Origin of the sequence: Azotobacter beijerinckii (assembly GCF_900110885.1) — a bacterium.
Taxonomy (GTDB): domain Bacteria; phylum Pseudomonadota; class Gammaproteobacteria; order Pseudomonadales; family Pseudomonadaceae; genus Azotobacter; species Azotobacter beijerinckii.
The window spans coordinates 71,601-85,952 of record NZ_FOFJ01000009.1 but is presented as its reverse complement, the minus strand read 5'-3'; the positions used below and the strand labels follow the sequence as shown (position 1 = coordinate 85,952).

The window sequence follows — 14,352 nt, the reverse complement described above, 5'->3', positions numbered from 1 at the left end:
GCCGGGGCCATCCCACCTCTCGCGCCCTTGCGGCAAGGAGATCGCCATGCGTCGCCCAGCCCTGTTCCTGCTCGCCCTCTGCCTGTTGTCGGCTACCGCCGCCGAACGCCTGCAGACGTTCGGCGACCTCGACGTGCACTACAGCGCCTTCAACTCCGGCTTCCTGCAACCGGAGATCGCCAGCGCCGCCGGCATCGTCCGCGGCAAGAGCGAGGGCGTACTCAACGTCTCCGTGCTGAAGGCCGGCAAGGCCCAGCCCGCGACGGTCAAGGCCCAGCTGCGCAATACCCTGGGACAGCTCCGCACGCTGAGCTTTCGCGAGGTGCGCGAGGGCGAGGCCATCTATTACCTGGCGCAGTTTCCCTTCGACCGGGAAACCCTGCACTTCAAGGTCGACGTCCAGAGCGGCGGCGGCCCCCTCAACAGCTTCGAGTTCGACCAGGAATTCTTCCCCGACGAATGATGACTCTTTCCCAACTGGTGCTGGCCAGCCACAACGCCGGCAAGCTCAAGGAACTCCAGGCCCTGCTCGGCGATGCCGTCGCGGTGCGCTCGGTCGGCGAATTCAGCGACGTCGAGCCGGAAGAAACCGGCCTGTCCTTCGTCGAGAACGCCCTCCTCAAGGCCCGTCACGCCGCGCGGGTGTCCGGCCTGCCGGCGCTGGCCGACGACTCGGGCCTGGCGGTGGACGCCCTCGGCGGCGCGCCGGGCATCTACTCGGCGCGCTATGCCGGCGGAGGCGGCGATGCGGCGAACAACGCCAAGCTGCTGGAAGCGCTCCGCGACGTGCCGGACGCCGAGCGCGGCGCCCAGTTCGTCTGTGCCCTGGCGCTGGTGCGACATGCCGAGGACCCGCTGCCGATCCTCTGCGAGGGTCTCTGGCACGGGCGCATCCTCCATGAGGCGCGCGGCGCGCAGGGCTTCGGCTACGACCCGCTGTTCTGGGTGCCGGAGACGGACTGCGCCAGCGCCGAGCTGGCACCGGCGGAGAAGAACCGCCTGAGCCACCGCGCCCGCGCCATGGCCCTGCTCAGGCAGCGGCTGGGACTCGCGTGAACCTCTCGCCCGACCCGGGCGGCACATTGCGCGTGCCGCCTGCCGGACATTTCCGGCTGCCGCCGCTGGCACTGTACGTCCACATCCCGTGGTGCGTGCGCAAGTGCCCGTACTGCGATTTCAACTCCCACGCCGCCGGTCCCGAGCTGCCGGAAGAGGCCTACGTCGACGCCCTGCTCGCTGACCTCAGGACGGATCTCGCGGCCGTCCACGGCCGCGAGCTGGTATCGATCTTCTTCGGCGGCGGCACGCCCAGCCTGTTCTCCGCCCGCGCCCTCGACCGCCTGCTGGCCGGCATGAACCGTCGCATCGCGTTTGCCCGCGATATCGAGATCACCCTCGAGGCTAATCCCGGCACCTTCGAACAGGCCAAGTTCGCCGACTACCGGCGCCTCGGCATCAACCGCCTGTCGATCGGCGTGCAGAGCTTCCAGACCGCCCAGCTCCAGGCGCTGGGCCGCATCCACGACGGCCTCGAGGCGATCCGCGCCGCCGAAATGGCGCGGCGCGCCGGTTTCGACAACGTCAACCTCGACCTGATGCACGGCCTGCCCGGCCAGGACGTGGCCGGCGCGCTGGCCGACCTGCGCCAGGCCATCGCCCTGGCGCCGACGCACCTCTCCTGGTACCAGTTGACCCTGGAGCCGAACACGGTGTTCTGGAACCAGCCGCCGGAAACTCCCGAGGACGACCTGCTCTGGGACATCCAGGAAGCCGGCCAGGCGCTGCTCGCCGCCGAAGGCTTCGTCCAGTACGAGACCTCGGCCTATGCCCGGGACGGCCGGCGCGCACGGCACAACCTCAACTACTGGACCTTCGGCGACTTCCTCGGCCTCGGCGCCGGCGCCCACGCCAAGCTCAGCGATCCGCACGGCCAGATCCGCCGCACCTGGAAAACCCGCCTGCCCAAGGATTACCTCGACCCGGACAAACGCTTCCAGGCCGGCGAGCGCCTGCTGGAAGCGGCCGAGCTGCCGTTCGAGTTCATGATGAACGCCCTGCGCCTGACCGGAGGCGTGCCGGCGGAGCTGTTCGAACAGCGCACCGGCCTGCCGCTGGCGGCCATCGCCGAGCCCTGCGCCGCCGCCCGCGCCGCCGGCCTGCTGGAGAACGATCCGCAGCTATTGCGCCCGACCGCCCGCGGCCAGCTGTTTCTCAACGACCTGCTGCAACATTTCCTGCCGTAGGCGTGGCCGGCGCAGGGAGGAAAACGACCGCAGGCCTTTTCCACCCTGCGCGCCCACTCAATCGATGCGCTGGAACTTCAAGTCCCACACCCCATGCCCGAGGCGCTCGCCGCGGCGCTCGAACTTGGTCACCGGGCGCTCGTCGGGGCGCGGCACATAAGTGCCGTCCGCGGCCAGGTTGCGGTAGCCCGGCGCGGCGTTCATCACCTCCAGCATGTACTCGGCGTAGGGCTGCCAGTCGGTGGCCATGTGCAGTACGCCGCCGCCCCTGAGCTTCTGGCGCACCAGCTCGGCGAACGCCGGCTGGACGATACGCCGCTTGTGGTGGCGGCTCTTGTGCCAGGGGTCGGGGAAGAACAGCAGCACCCGGTCCAGGCTGGCGTCGGCCACGCACTGGCGCAGCACGTCCAGCGCATCGCAGCTGTAGACGCGCAGGTTGGTCAGGTTCTGCGCCAGGGCGCCGTTGAGCAGGGCGCCGACGCCCGGCTTGTGCACCTCGACGCCGATGAAGTCCTGCTCCGGCGCGCTTGCCGCCATCTCCAGGGTCGAGTGGCCCATGCCGAAGCCGATCTCGAAGGTGCGCGGCGCACGGCGCCCGAACACCTGGTCGAAATCGCGCAGGCCGTCTTCCAGGGCCAGGCCGAACTTCGGCCAGCCCTGTTCGAGGCCGCGCTGCTGGCCTTCCGTCATGCGCCCGGCGCGCATCACGAAGCTCTTGATGGTGCGCAGGCGCGGCGCTTCGTCGGCGGTTTGCGGCGCCTGTTGGATTTCGTCGGTCATAACGCTTCCTGAAAAGACAAACGAGCCCTGCCCTCGCGGACCGGACTCGCTTCGCTGAACGCAGGCGACGCCGGGCGCCGCCGGGAAAATTAACGGATCAAGCCTTCCAGCGGCGACGAGGCGCTGGCGTAGAGCTTCTTCGGCATGCGCCCGGCCAGATAGGCCAGGCGTCCGGCCTCGATGGCGTGCTTCATCGCCCGGGCCATCAGCACCGGGTCCTGGGCGTGGGCGATGGCGCTGTTCATCAGCACCGCCTCGCAGCCCAGCTCCATAGCGATGGTCGCGTCCGAGGCGGTGCCCACCCCGGCATCCACCAGCACCGGCACCGTCGCCTCCTCGAGGATGATCCGCAGATTGTAGGGGTTGCAGATACCCAGGCCGGTGCCGATCAGGCCGGCCAGCGGCATCACTGCGATGCAGCCCATTTCCGCCAGCTGGCGGGCGATGATCGGGTCGTCGCTGGTGTAGACCATCACGTCGAAGCCGTCCTTGACCAGCACTTCGGCGGCCTTGAGGGTCTCGATCACGTTGGGGAAGAGGGTCTTCTGGTCGGCCAGCACTTCCAGCTTGACCAGTTGGTGGCCGTCCAGCAGCTCGCGGGCCAGGCGGCAGGTGCGCACCGCTTCCTCGGCGGTGTAGCAACCGGCGGTATTCGGCAGGATGGTGTAGCGCGCCGGGCTGATCACCTCGAGCAGGTTCGGCTCGCCGGGGTTCTGGCCGATGTTGGTGCGGCGCACCGCGACGGTGACGATCTCGGCGCCGGAGGCCTCGATGGCCTGGCGGGTCTCCTCGAGATCCTTGTACTTGCCGGTGCCGACCAGCAGACGCGAGCTGTAGGTGCGGCCGGCCAGGGTAAAGGGCTTGTCGTTGCGAGCGGGACTCATCGGGATTTCCTCCTGGGCAGGCGGTTGAAAGGGTGGTGCCGGAGCGCCGTCCCGCGGTCGGGCCGGGCGCGAAGGTGTTTCAACCACCACCAATGGCGTGCACCACCTCTATCCGGTCGCCCTCGCGCAAGGCGGTGGCGGCGTGCAGGCTGCGGGGCACGATGTCGAGATTGAGTTCGACCGCGACGCGCCGGCCGACCAGATCCAGACGGGCCAACAGGTCGGCGACGGTCTGGCCATCGGCAAGTTCGTAGGGTTCGCCGTTCAGGTGAATGCGCATGACGGGTTCGCTGCGTCCGGAAGGTTCGGCATTCTAGCCCCGATCCGCGGCGATCACCAAGGTAGCGGCAGGGGGCCCACCCGGCCACTCAGGCCGATGCGCCGACCCGCCAGCCGGCCAGTCCCAGACACAGCCAGCCGAGGAGGAAGGCCAGACCGCCGAACGGCGTGACCAGACCGAGCTTGAAACCGCCGAGGGTGAGCAGGTAGAGACTGCCGGAGAACATCAGGATGCCCAGTCCGAAGAGGATGCCGGCCGCCGCCAGCAGGCGTCCGGGGCGGTGCAGGGCGAGCAGGCCGACGGCGAGCAGTGCCAGGGCATGGAACTGCTGGTAGTGCACCCCAGTCTGGAACACCTCCAGGTATTCCGGTGTCAGTAGACCGCGCAGACCGTGGGCGCCGAAGGCACCGAGGGCGACGCCGGCGAAACCGAACAGGGCGGCCAGCAGCAGGAAGACACGCGCCATGGATGAACTCCGGACAGACCAAACGGGGTCGCTATAATGACCCGCCCGACCGCCCCGGCCAAGCCGACCATGCCCAGATCCCTGCTCCGCCGCCTGCTCCAGTTGCCGCTCTGGCTCGCCGCCGGCTCCCTCCTGCTGGTACTGACCCTGCGCTGGCTGCCGCCGCCGGGCAGCGCGCTGATGGTGGAGCGCGAGCTGGAGTCCTGGCTCGACGGCCGACCGCTCGAACTGCGGCGGGAATGGCGTCCCTGGGAAGAACTGCCGGACGACCTGAAGATGGCGGTGATCGCCGCCGAGGACCAGCACTTCGCCGAGCACTGGGGCTTCGATCTCGCGGCGATCCGCGCCGCCCTGAAACACAACGAGCTGGGCGGCACGCTGCGCGGCGCCAGCACCCTCAGCCAGCAGGTGGCGAAGAACCTGTTCCTCTGGTCCGGGCGCAGCTGGCTGCGCAAGGGCATCGAGACCTGGTTCACCGCGCTGATCGAACTCTGCTGGCCCAAGCAGCGGATTCTCGAGGTCTACCTGAACAGCGCCGAATGGGGCGACGGGATCTTCGGCGCCGAGGCCGCCGCCCGCCATCACTTCGGCATCGGTGCGCCCTACCTGTCGACCCGCCAGGCCAGCCTGCTCGCCGCCGTCCTGCCCAATCCGCGGGAGCGGAGCGCCTCCGCACCGAGCGCCTACGTCGGGCACCGCGCCGACTGGATCGCCCGGCAGATCCGCCAGCTGGGCGGCAGCGCCTACCTCGAGCGCCTCTGAGCGCCGTACTCCGCCCGCCGAGCGCTCGGCCGCCGCTACAGCCAGCCGTGCTCGGCCATCGACAGCGGCTCGCCGTCGCCGACGATGAAATGGTCGAGCACCCGCACGTCGATCAGCGCCAACGCTTCCTTCAGCCGCTGGGTCAGGCTGCGGTCGGCCTGGCTCGGCTCGGCGACGCCGGAGGGGTGGTTGTGGGTGAGGATCAGCGCGGCGGCGTTGTGCGCCAGGGCGCGCTTGACCACCTGGCGCGGATAGACGCTGGCGCCGTCGACGGTGCCGTGGAACAGCGCCTCGAAGGCCAGCACCCGGTGCTTGGCATCGAGGAACAGGCAGCCGAAGATCTCGTGGGGCTCGTGGCGCAGGCGCGCCTTCAGGTAGTCGCGCACCGCCTGCGGGCTCTCCAGCGCGGAGTCGCGGCGCAGGCGCTCGGCCAGATGGCGGCGCGACATCTCCAGCACCGCCTGCAACTGGGCGAACTTCGCCGGCCCGAGGCCGAGGCGGCGGCTGAACGAGGCCTGATCGGCCTCGAGCAGGGCGCGCAGGGTGCCGAAGTCGTTCAGCAGATGACGGGCCAGATCCACCGCGCTCTGCCCGGCGACCCCGGTGCGCAGGAAGATCGCCAGGAGTTCGGCGTCGCTCAGCGCCGGCGCGCCCTGCTCCAGCAGTTTTTCCCGCGGCCGCTCCGTCGCCGGCCAGTCCCGAATGCTCATGTCACCTCCCTGTCGAGCGCCCCGCTGCTTCCTGCGCGGGGGCTGTGCTATCTTAACCGGCATTTTGTGCCCGGCCGTGACGGGGAGCACGCTCAGGCAGTCCCGCTGCCCGGGACACGCCGGGGCACGCGACCACGACAACAACGCAAGGCAGGTCTATGCAGCGGCTGTATCGGAAACGCATCGTCCTGGGCGTCGGCGGCGGCATCGCCGCCTATAAGAGCGCGGAGCTGGTCCGTCGCCTGCGCGACCAGGGCGCGGAAGTCCATGTGGTGATGACCCGGGGCGGGCGCGAATTCATCACCCCCCTGACCCTCCAGGCCCTGTCCGGCCACCCGGTGCACCTGGATCTGCTCGATCCCGCCGCCGAAGCGGCGATGGGCCATATCGAACTGGCCCGCTGGGCCGACCTGGTGCTGATCGCCCCGGCCACCGCCGACCTGCTGGCGCGCCTCGCCCAGGGCGTGGCCGACGACCTGCTGACCGCCCTGGTGCTGGCCACCGACGCCCCGGTGGCCCTGGCGCCGGCGATGAACCAGGCGATGTGGCGCGACCCGGCGACCCAGGCCAACGCGCAGACCCTCGCCGCCCGCGGCCTGCGCCTGTTCGGCCCGGCCGAAGGCAGCCAGGCCTGCGGCGACGTCGGCCCAGGACGCATGCTGGAGCCGGCGGAACTGGCCCAGCGGGCTGCCGACTGCTTCGCCAGCGGCCGCCTGACCGGCCGCCACGTGCTGATCACCGCCGGCCCGACCCAGGAAAACATCGACCCGGTGCGCTACATCACCAACCACAGCTCCGGCAAGATGGGCTTCGCCCTGGCCGAGGCCGCCGCCGAGGCCGGCGCCCGGGTGACCCTGGTCAGCGGCCCGGTGCATCTGCCGAGCCCGGACCGGGTCGAGCGCATCGACGTGGTCAGCGCCCGCGACATGCTCGCCGCCTGCGAGGCGGCGATGCCCTGCGACCTGCTCATCGCCGCCGCCGCGGTGGCCGACTACCGCCCGCAGGTGATCGCCCCGCAGAAGCTGAAGAAAGATCCGGACCGCGACGACGGCCTGCTCCTGCAGCTGGTGCGCAATCCGGACATCCTCGCCACCCTGGCGCAGCGCCCCGACCGACCGTTCAGCGTCGGCTTCGCCGCCGAGACCGAAAATCTGCTGGAATATGCCCTGCGCAAGCTCAAGGCCAAAAATCTCGACCTGATCGTCGCCAACGACGTGGCCAACCCCAGTATCGGCTTCAACAGCGAAGAGAACGCGGTCAGCGTGATCGACCGCGCACAACGGGAAACCCGCTTCGCCCAGACTAGCAAGGGCAAGATCGCCCGCCAGCTGATCGCCTTCATCGCCGACCGCCTCGACCAGGCCTGATACCCATGCACAGTCTGCAAGCCAAGATTCTCGACCCCCGCCTGGGCAGCGACTACCCGCTGCCCGCCTACGCCACCGCCGGCTCCGCCGGCCTCGACCTGCGCGCCATGCTCCAGGAAGAACTGACCCTGGAGCCGGGACAGACCACGCTGATTCCCACCGGGCTGGCCATCCACATCGCCGATCCGGGATTGGCCGCGCTGGTCCTGCCGCGCTCGGGGCTCGGCCACAAGCACGGCATCGTCCTCGGCAATCTGGTCGGGCTGATCGACTCGGACTACCAGGGCGAACTCATGGTCTCTTGCTGGAACCGCGGCCAGAGCGCCTTTCGCATCGCGGTCGGCGAGCGCATCGCCCAGCTGGTGCTGGTGCCGGTGGTGCAGGCGCGTTTCGAACTGGTCGAGGCCTTCGACGAAAGCCAGCGCGGCACCGGCGGCTTCGGCCACTCGGGCAGCCACTGACGAAAACCCGGCCCCTTGGAACTCTGCGCCGCTTCGTCCATCAAACCTGCGGGCCGGCGCCTGATGGCAATCGAATGGCCGCTTGCCCGCCGAATCGGTCGCTGGCTGCTGTACCCAACGACATGCCCGACATGGACATCCCTGAAGTAACCCGGACCGCCGGTCCGGAAACATCGGAGCACCACCCCCGCATGAACAGCTTGCAGAAAGCCCCCAACCTGCCCGCCAGCATCTTCCGGGCCTACGACATCCGCGGCGTGGTCGGCGACAGCCTGACCCCGGAAGCCGCCTACTGGATCGGCCGGGCCATCGGTTCGGAAAGCCTGGCCAAGGGCGAGCCGAACGTCTCGGTCGGGCGCGACGGCCGCCTGTCCGGCCCCGAGCTGGTCGAGCAACTGATCCGCGGCGTGCGCGACAGCGGCTGCACCGTCAGCGACGTCGGCATGGTGCCGACCCCGGTGCTCTACTACGCGGCCAACATCCTCGCCGGCAAGTCCGGCGTGCAGCTCACCGGCAGCCACAACCCGCCGGACTACAACGGCTTCAAGATCGTCGTCGCCGGCGATACCCTGGCCAACGAACAGATCCAGGTACTGCGCGAGCGCATCGAGAGCGGCGACCTGACCGCCGGCGAAGGCCGCGTCGAGCAGGTCGACGTGCTGGAGCGCTACTTCGCGCAGGTCAGCGGCGACATCCGTCTGGCGCGCAAGCTGAAGGTGGTGGTCGACTGCGGCAACGGCGTCGCCGGGGTGATCGCCCCGCGCCTGATCGAGGCGCTCGGCTGCGAGGTGATCCCGCTGTTCTGCGAGGTCGACGGCAACTTCCCCAACCACCACCCGGACCCCGGCAAGCCGGAGAACCTGGAAGACCTGATCGCCAAGGTCGCCAGCGAGAAGGCCGACCTCGGCCTGGCCTTCGACGGCGACGGCGACCGCGTCGGCGTGGTGACCAACAGCGGCGCCATCATCTACCCCGACCAGCTCTTGATGCTCTTCGCCAAGGACGTCGCCTCGCGCAACCCCGGCGCCGAGATCATCTTCGACGTCAAGTGCACCCGCCGTCTGACCCCGCTGATCAAGGCCAACGGCGGTCGCCCGCTGATGTGGAAGACCGGCCACTCGCTGATCAAGAAGAAGATGAAGGAAAGCGGCGCGCTGCTCGCCGGCGAGATGAGCGGGCACATTTTCTTCAAGGAGCGCTGGTTCGGCTTCGACGACGGCCTCTACAGCGCCGCCCGCCTGCTGGAGATCCTCGCCCAGGATTCGCGCAACGCCGACCAGGTGTTCGCCGACTTCCCGGTCGACCTTTCCACCCCGGAGATCAACATCAAGGTCACCGAGGAAAGCAAGTTCGCCATCATCGAGGCCCTGCAGCGCGATGCCCGCTGGGACGCCGGCGCCGAGGTGAGCACCCTCGACGGCGTGCGCGTCGACTATCCGAAGGGCTGGGGCCTGGTGCGCGCCTCCAACACCACCCCGGTGCTGGTGCTGCGCTTCGAGGCCGAGAGCGCCGAGGAGCTGCAACGCATCCAGGAAGTGTTCCGTGCGCAGCTTTATACTGTCGCCCCGGATCTGAAGCTGCCGTTCTAAATCCCCCCGGCATGCCAAGGCCGATTCCCGCCACCGGGCGGGAATCGGCCTTTCGCCATTTGGACGGCGACCGATTTCTCTCCGACGCCACCGCGGCGCCGGACGCATTCACCCCAGTATCAGTCTCTGTTCAGCGGAGTTCAGCATGACCCTCAGCCGTGATGCCGCCACCCAAGTCGCCAAGGTTCTCTCCGAGGCACTGCCCTACATCCGCCGCTTCGTCGGCAAGACCCTGGTGATCAAGTACGGCGGCAACGCCATGGAGAGCGACGAGCTGAAGACCGGCTTCGCCCGCGACATCGTGCTGATGAAGGCGGTCGGCATCCATCCGGTGGTGGTGCACGGCGGCGGCCCGCAGATCGGCGACCTGCTCAAGCGCCTGAACATCGAGAGCCGCTTCGTCGACGGCATGCGCGTCACCGATGCGCAGACCATGGACGTGGTGGAGATGGTCCTCGGCGGCCAAGTCAACAAGGACATCGTCAACCTGATCAACCGCCACGGCGGCAGCGCCATCGGCCTGACCGGCAAGGACGCCGGGCTGATCCGCGCCAAGAAGCTCAAGGTCAGCCGCCAGACCCCGGAAATGACCCAGCCGGAAATCATCGACATCGGCCAGGTCGGCGAGGTCGAGTCGGTCAACACCGGGCTGCTCAACATGCTGGTGCAGGGCGACTTCATCCCGGTGATCGCACCGATCGGCGTCGGCGCCGACGGCGAGTCCTACAACATCAACGCCGACCTGGTCGCCGGCAAGGTCGCCGAGGCGCTCAAGGCCGAGAAGCTGATGCTGCTGACCAACATCGCCGGGCTGATGGACAAGGAAGGCCGGGTGCTCACCGGCCTGTCCACCGAGCAGGTCGACGCCCTGATCGCCGACGGCACCATCTACGGCGGCATGCTGCCGAAGATCCGCTGCGCCCTCGAGGCGGTCCAGGGCGGGGTGACCAGCGCGCACATCGTCGACGGCCGGGTGCCCAACGCGGTGCTGCTGGAGATCTTCACCGACAGCGGCGTGGGTACCCTGATCACCAACTGCCAGCCCTGAGGCCGGCGGCCGGCAGACGCGGACACGAAAAAGGGGAGCCTCAAGCTCCCCTTCTTCTTCATCGGCCCGATCAAATGCCGTATTGCGCGCGGTAGGCTTCCACCGCCGGCAGATGCCGCTTGAGTTCGGCATCTTCCGCCAGGTATTCCAGCACGTCGGTGAGGGAGGCGATGCTGACCACCGGCATCGCGAAGTCGCGCTCGACCTCCTGGATCGCCGACAGCGCACCCTGGCCGCGCTCCTGGCGGTTCAGCGCGATCAGCACGCCGGCCGCCTGGGCGCCCTGGCCCTGGATGATCTGCATCACCTCGCGGATCGCCGTACCGGCGGTGATCACGTCGTCGACGATCAGCACCCGCCCGGCCAGCGGCGCGCCGACCAGGGTACCGCCCTCGCCGTGATCCTTGGCCTCCTTGCGGTTGAAGCACCAGGGCAGGTCGCGGCCGTGGTGCTCGGCCAACGCCACCGCGGTCGCCGCGGCCAGCGGGATGCCCTTGTAGGCCGGGCCGAACAGCACGTCGAAGGGGATGCCGCTGTCGACCAGCGCCGAGGCGTAGAAACGCCCCAGCCGGGCCAGCGCCAGACCGCTGTTGAACAGCCCGGCATTGAAGAAGTAGGGACTGGTCCGTCCCGACTTGAGGGTGAACTCGCCGAAGCGCAGCACGCCGCGCTCGATGGCAAAACGAATGAACTCGCGCTGGTAGGCCTGCATGAAAAGTCCCGATAGGCACGGATTTAGCTATATGCTCCGAGGTCGGGTATCATACACGCTGGTTTTTTTGGGGGCCATGTATGCGGATCATCAGTGTAAACGTCAATGGTATTCAGGCAGCGGTCGAGCGCGGCCTGCTCAGCTGGCTGCAAGCCCAGAATGCCGACGTGATCTGCCTGCAGGATACCCGCGCTTCCGCCTTCGAACTGGACGACCCGACCTACCAGCTGGACGGCTACTTCCTCTACGCCAGCGAAGCGGAAGTCCCCAGCCAGGGGGGCGTCGCGCTCTATTCGCGACTGCAACCCAAGGCGGTGATCGGCGGCCTCGGCTTCGAGACGGCCGACCGCTACGGGCGCTACCTGCAGGCCGACTTCGACAAGGTCAGCATCGCCAGCCTGCTGCTGCCCAGCGGACAGGGCGGCGACGAGAACCTGAACCAGAAGTTCAAGTTCATGGACGACTTCGCCCACTATCTGGACAAGCAGCGCCGCAAGCGTCGCGAATACATCTACTGCGGCTCGCTGTACGTGGCGCACCAGAAGCAGGACGTTAAGAACTGGCGCGACTGCCAGCAGCTGCCCGGCTTCCTGGCGCCGGAGCGCGCCTGGATGGACCAGATCGTCGGCCACATGGGCTACGTGGACGCCCTGCGGGAAACCGGCCGCGAGGGCGATCTCTACAGCTGGTGGCCGGACAGCGAGCAGGCGGAGATGCTCAACCTCGGCTGGCGCTTCGACTACCAGTTGCTGACCCCGGGCATGCGCCGCTTCGTGCGCACCGCACGCCTGCCCCGGCAGCCGCGCTTCTCCCAGCACGCCCCGCTGATCGTCGACTACGACTGGCTGCTCAGCCTGTGAGCCGCACCCGTGCAAGAAAAAGCCGGCGATGCCGGCTTTTTCTTTGCCCGCTCACTTCACCAGGCGAATGCAGAAGGGATAGCGCCAGAGTTCGCCGGCATTCGCCCGGATGCCGGCGATGACCACCAGCACCAAGGCGGTCAGGCTGACCAGGGCCATCAGCGGAAAGCCGATGAAGATCCAGGCGAGCGCGCCGCAGACCATCATCAGCAGGCTGTAGGTGATCTGGAAGTTGAGCGCCTCCTTGCCGTGCCGGTCGACGAAGGGATCGCGATCCTTCTGCAGCTGCCAGACGATCAGCGGCCCCAGCACGTTGCCGATCAGGGGCGCCATGAACCAGAAGAAGGCCGCATAGTGGCAGAGCATCGCCCAGCGACGGGCCTGCGGGTCGGGCAAGGGAACGAGCGACCGAGAAGTCATGGCGATCTCAGTCGGCCAGCACGGCGCGCTGCAGCTCGAACAGCTCGCGGATGCCCTGGGTGGCCAGGGCCAGCATGGCGCTCAGCTCCTCCGGCTGGAAGGGCTCGCCCTCGGCGGTGCCCTGCACCTCGATGAAACCGCCGGCGTCGGTCATCACCACGTTGAGATCGGTCTCGGCCGCCGAATCCTCGGGATAGTCCAGGTCCAGCACCGGCTCGCCCTGGTAGACGCCCACCGAGACCGCCGCGACCATCTGCTTGAGGGGATCGCCCTTCAGCGCGCCGCGCTTCTTCAGCACCGCCAGGGCATCGACCAGCGCCACCATGGCGCCGGTGATCGACGCCGTGCGGGTACCGCCGTCGGCCTGGATCACGTCGCAGTCGACGTACAGGGTGTTCTCGCCCAGCTTGCTCATGTCCAGGGCGGCACGCAGCGAACGGCCGATCAACCGCTGGATCTCCAGGGTACGCCCGCCCTGCCGGCCCCGGCTGGCCTCGCGCGCCGTACGCTCGCCGGTGGCCCGCGGCAGCATGCCGTATTCGGCGGTCAGCCAGCCCTTGCCCTGCCCCTTGAGGAAGCGCGGCACGCCGGATTCGGCGCTGACCGTGCAGATCACCCGGGTGTCGCCGAACTCAACCAGCACCGAGCCCTCGGCATGCCGGGTGTAGTTGCGGGTGAGGCGAATCGGACGCAACTGGTGGGGCGCACGGCCACTGGGACGTTTCATCGGGGCTTACCTGTACGGTCGGGAAAAATTTGCCGGCCATTATAGGGTGCTCCACGCCGGTCGGACACGCCGATTGGGCCGCGCCGACGCACTGCGCTACAATCCCGTCCCTTTAAATACGATGATCCGAGAGGTGGACACCATGTCGCACAGCATGACTGCCTTCGCCCGTGCCGAACGGGCCGGCGCCCACGGCACCCTGAGCTGGGAACTGCGCTCGGTCAATCACCGCTACCTCGAACCGCACCTGCGCCTGCCGGAGGCCTTCCTCGACCTCGAAGGCGCCCTGCGCGACGCCCTGCGCCAGGGCCTGTCCCGCGGCAAGGTCGAATGCACCCTGCGCTTCGACGAAGGCGCCGCCGGGCAGCCGCTGCAGATCGACCGCGAGCGCGCCGGCCAGTTGGTGGCCGTCGCCGAAAGCGTCGCCGCGCTGATCCAGCAGCCGGCGCCGATCAACCCCCTCGAAGTGCTCGCCTGGCCCGGCGTGCTGGTCGCCGCCGCGACCGACCACGAGGCGCTCCGGGCGGAAGCCCTGAGCCTCTTCGACGAGGCGCTGGCCCAGCTCAAGGCCGGCCGCGCCCGCGAAGGCGCGGAACTCGCCCGGCTGCTCGAGGAGCGCCTGGACGCCATGCTCAAGGAGGTCGAGACCCTGCGCCAGCTGGTCCCGCAGATGCTCGCCAACCAGCGCCAGAAGATCCTCGACCGCTTCCGCGACACCCAGCTGGAACTCGACCCGCAGCGCCTCGAGCAGGAACTGGTGCTGCTCGCCCAGAAGAGCGACGCGGCCGAGGAGCTGGACCGCCTCTGCACCCACATTGCCGAGGTCCGCCGCGTGCTCAAGGGCGGCGGTACGGTCGGGCGCCGGCTGGACTTCCTGATGCAGGAGCTCAACCGCGAGGCCAACACCCTCGGCTCCAAGGCCTTCGACCCCCGCTCCACGCAGACCGCGGTCAACCTCAAGGTGCTGATCGAACAGATGCGCGAGCAGGTGCAGAACATCGAGTGAAGCCCCCTCACCCACCAGAATCCGCGTCCAGGAAACG

The 14,352-nt window shown here is 68.6% G+C and carries 18 protein-coding genes; 10 read left to right on the top strand and 8 right to left on the bottom strand.

The window, feature by feature from the left end:
* Nucleotides 1–46 precede the first annotated feature (46 nt).
* From BMY22_RS06925 to hemW, 3 genes are read left to right on the top strand one after another with little or no spacing between them, the layout of a single operon-like run.
* Nucleotides 47–463, top strand: a complete 417-nt coding sequence (locus tag BMY22_RS06925; RefSeq protein WP_090620645.1) for a DUF4426 domain-containing protein — start codon at nt 47–49, stop codon at nt 461–463.
* Complete coding sequence (gene rdgB, locus BMY22_RS06920; protein ID WP_090620643.1) at nt 460–1,056, top strand: RdgB/HAM1 family non-canonical purine NTP pyrophosphatase; 597 nt, start codon at nt 460–462, stop codon at nt 1,054–1,056. The genes BMY22_RS06925 and rdgB overlap by 4 nt, the downstream gene beginning before the upstream one ends.
* Nucleotides 1,057–1,088: 32 nt before the next feature.
* Nucleotides 1,089–2,243: a radical SAM family heme chaperone HemW gene (hemW, locus tag BMY22_RS06915; protein WP_208599243.1), complete on the top strand. Its 1,155-nt coding sequence runs from the start codon at nt 1,089–1,091 to the stop codon at nt 2,241–2,243.
* Between the two features lie 57 nt (nt 2,244–2,300).
* On the opposite strand, the gene trmB is transcribed toward hemW, so the two are convergent.
* The 4 genes from trmB to BMY22_RS06895 form a co-directional block, all read right to left on the bottom strand.
* On the bottom strand, nt 2,301–3,023 hold the full coding sequence (gene trmB / locus BMY22_RS06910) for a tRNA (guanosine(46)-N7)-methyltransferase TrmB (RefSeq protein WP_090620641.1): 723 nt from the start codon (nt 3,021–3,023) through the stop codon (nt 2,301–2,303).
* An 89-nt stretch (nt 3,024–3,112) separates the two neighbouring features.
* On the bottom strand, nt 3,113–3,907 hold the full coding sequence (locus BMY22_RS06905) for a thiazole synthase (protein ID WP_090620639.1): 795 nt from the start codon (nt 3,905–3,907) through the stop codon (nt 3,113–3,115).
* A gap of 79 nt (nt 3,908–3,986) precedes the next feature.
* Complete coding sequence (thiS, locus tag BMY22_RS06900) at nt 3,987–4,187, bottom strand: sulfur carrier protein ThiS (RefSeq protein WP_090620638.1); 201 nt, start codon at nt 4,185–4,187, stop codon at nt 3,987–3,989.
* Nucleotides 4,188–4,275: 88 nt separating this feature from the next.
* Complete coding sequence (locus tag BMY22_RS06895; RefSeq protein ID WP_090620636.1) at nt 4,276–4,653, bottom strand: DUF423 domain-containing protein; 378 nt, start codon at nt 4,651–4,653, stop codon at nt 4,276–4,278.
* A gap of 69 nt (nt 4,654–4,722) precedes the next feature.
* Here BMY22_RS06895 and mtgA point away from each other — a divergent pair, with 69 nt between their 5' ends.
* Nucleotides 4,723–5,415 (top strand): monofunctional biosynthetic peptidoglycan transglycosylase, encoded by a 693-nt coding sequence (gene mtgA, locus BMY22_RS06890; protein ID WP_167363707.1) that lies wholly within the window; start codon nt 4,723–4,725, stop codon nt 5,413–5,415.
* 35 nt (nt 5,416–5,450) lie between these two features.
* Here the strand turns inward: mtgA and radC are convergent, their stop codons facing one another.
* Nucleotides 5,451–6,125, bottom strand: coding sequence for a RadC family protein (gene radC, locus BMY22_RS06885; RefSeq protein ID WP_090620632.1), 675 nt, complete (start codon nt 6,123–6,125; stop codon nt 5,451–5,453).
* 158 nt (nt 6,126–6,283) lie between these two features.
* On the opposite strand from radC, the gene coaBC reads away from it, so the two are divergent.
* From coaBC to argB, 4 genes are all read left to right on the top strand, one after another.
* Entirely contained in the window at nt 6,284–7,492 is a 1,209-nt protein-coding gene (gene coaBC / locus BMY22_RS06880) for a bifunctional phosphopantothenoylcysteine decarboxylase/phosphopantothenate--cysteine ligase CoaBC (protein WP_090620630.1), read from the top strand.
* A 5-nt stretch (nt 7,493–7,497) separates the two neighbouring features.
* Entirely contained in the window at nt 7,498–7,953 is a 456-nt protein-coding gene (gene dut, locus BMY22_RS06875; protein WP_090620629.1) for a dUTP diphosphatase, read from the top strand.
* 191 nt (nt 7,954–8,144) lie between these two features.
* Nucleotides 8,145–9,542, top strand: coding sequence for a phosphomannomutase/phosphoglucomutase (gene algC, locus BMY22_RS06870; RefSeq protein WP_208599240.1), 1,398 nt, complete (start codon nt 8,145–8,147; stop codon nt 9,540–9,542).
* A 145-nt stretch (nt 9,543–9,687) separates the two neighbouring features.
* Nucleotides 9,688–10,590 (top strand): acetylglutamate kinase, encoded by a 903-nt coding sequence (gene argB, locus BMY22_RS06865; protein ID WP_090620625.1) that lies wholly within the window; start codon nt 9,688–9,690, stop codon nt 10,588–10,590.
* Between the two features lie 70 nt (nt 10,591–10,660).
* On the opposite strand, the gene pyrE is transcribed toward argB, so the two are convergent.
* Nucleotides 10,661–11,302: an orotate phosphoribosyltransferase gene (gene pyrE / locus BMY22_RS06860; RefSeq protein WP_090620623.1), complete on the bottom strand. Its 642-nt coding sequence runs from the start codon at nt 11,300–11,302 to the stop codon at nt 10,661–10,663.
* 80 nt (nt 11,303–11,382) lie between these two features.
* On the opposite strand from pyrE, the gene BMY22_RS06855 reads away from it, so the two are divergent.
* Nucleotides 11,383–12,162: an exodeoxyribonuclease III gene (locus BMY22_RS06855; protein ID WP_090620622.1), complete on the top strand. Its 780-nt coding sequence runs from the start codon at nt 11,383–11,385 to the stop codon at nt 12,160–12,162.
* A 51-nt stretch (nt 12,163–12,213) separates the two neighbouring features.
* Here BMY22_RS06855 and BMY22_RS06850 read toward each other — a convergent pair whose 3' ends face one another.
* The gene (locus BMY22_RS06850; protein WP_090620620.1) at nt 12,214–12,582 is read right to left on the bottom strand and encodes a DUF4870 domain-containing protein; all 369 of its coding nucleotides are present in this window, start codon (nt 12,580–12,582) and stop codon (nt 12,214–12,216) included.
* A gap of 7 nt (nt 12,583–12,589) precedes the next feature.
* Complete coding sequence (rph, locus tag BMY22_RS06845; protein WP_090620618.1) at nt 12,590–13,309, bottom strand: ribonuclease PH; 720 nt, start codon at nt 13,307–13,309, stop codon at nt 12,590–12,592.
* A 142-nt stretch (nt 13,310–13,451) separates the two neighbouring features.
* Here rph and BMY22_RS06840 point away from each other — a divergent pair, with 142 nt between their 5' ends.
* On the top strand, nt 13,452–14,315 hold the full coding sequence (locus tag BMY22_RS06840) for a YicC/YloC family endoribonuclease (protein ID WP_090620616.1): 864 nt from the start codon (nt 13,452–13,454) through the stop codon (nt 14,313–14,315).
* The last annotated feature ends 37 nt before the right edge of the window (nt 14,316–14,352 follow it).

Coding starts and splice junctions, on each gene's coding strand:
- thiS (WP_090620638.1), bottom strand. CDS start 4,187: ATGCGCATTCACCTGAACGGCGAACCCTACGAACTTGCCGATGGCCAG.
- rdgB (WP_090620643.1), top strand. CDS start 460: ATGATGACTCTTTCCCAACTGGTGCTGGCCAGCCACAACGCCGGCAAG.
- BMY22_RS06850 (WP_090620620.1), bottom strand. CDS start 12,582: ATGACTTCTCGGTCGCTCGTTCCCTTGCCCGACCCGCAGGCCCGTCGC.
- BMY22_RS06895 (WP_090620636.1), bottom strand. CDS start 4,653: ATGGCGCGTGTCTTCCTGCTGCTGGCCGCCCTGTTCGGTTTCGCCGGC.
- trmB (WP_090620641.1), bottom strand. CDS start 3,023: ATGACCGACGAAATCCAACAGGCGCCGCAAACCGCCGACGAAGCGCCG.
- pyrE (WP_090620623.1), bottom strand. CDS start 11,302: ATGCAGGCCTACCAGCGCGAGTTCATTCGTTTTGCCATCGAGCGCGGC.
- rph (WP_090620618.1), bottom strand. CDS start 13,309: ATGAAACGTCCCAGTGGCCGTGCGCCCCACCAGTTGCGTCCGATTCGC.
- coaBC (WP_090620630.1), top strand. CDS start 6,284: ATGCAGCGGCTGTATCGGAAACGCATCGTCCTGGGCGTCGGCGGCGGC.
- BMY22_RS06840 (WP_090620616.1), top strand. CDS start 13,452: ATGTCGCACAGCATGACTGCCTTCGCCCGTGCCGAACGGGCCGGCGCC.
- dut (WP_090620629.1), top strand. CDS start 7,498: ATGCACAGTCTGCAAGCCAAGATTCTCGACCCCCGCCTGGGCAGCGAC.
- mtgA (WP_167363707.1), top strand. CDS start 4,723: ATGCCCAGATCCCTGCTCCGCCGCCTGCTCCAGTTGCCGCTCTGGCTC.
- argB (WP_090620625.1), top strand. CDS start 9,688: ATGACCCTCAGCCGTGATGCCGCCACCCAAGTCGCCAAGGTTCTCTCC.
- BMY22_RS06905 (WP_090620639.1), bottom strand. CDS start 3,907: ATGAGTCCCGCTCGCAACGACAAGCCCTTTACCCTGGCCGGCCGCACC.
- BMY22_RS06855 (WP_090620622.1), top strand. CDS start 11,383: ATGCGGATCATCAGTGTAAACGTCAATGGTATTCAGGCAGCGGTCGAG.
- radC (WP_090620632.1), bottom strand. CDS start 6,125: ATGAGCATTCGGGACTGGCCGGCGACGGAGCGGCCGCGGGAAAAACTG.
- BMY22_RS06925 (WP_090620645.1), top strand. CDS start 47: ATGCGTCGCCCAGCCCTGTTCCTGCTCGCCCTCTGCCTGTTGTCGGCT.
- algC (WP_208599240.1), top strand. CDS start 8,145: ATGAACAGCTTGCAGAAAGCCCCCAACCTGCCCGCCAGCATCTTCCGG.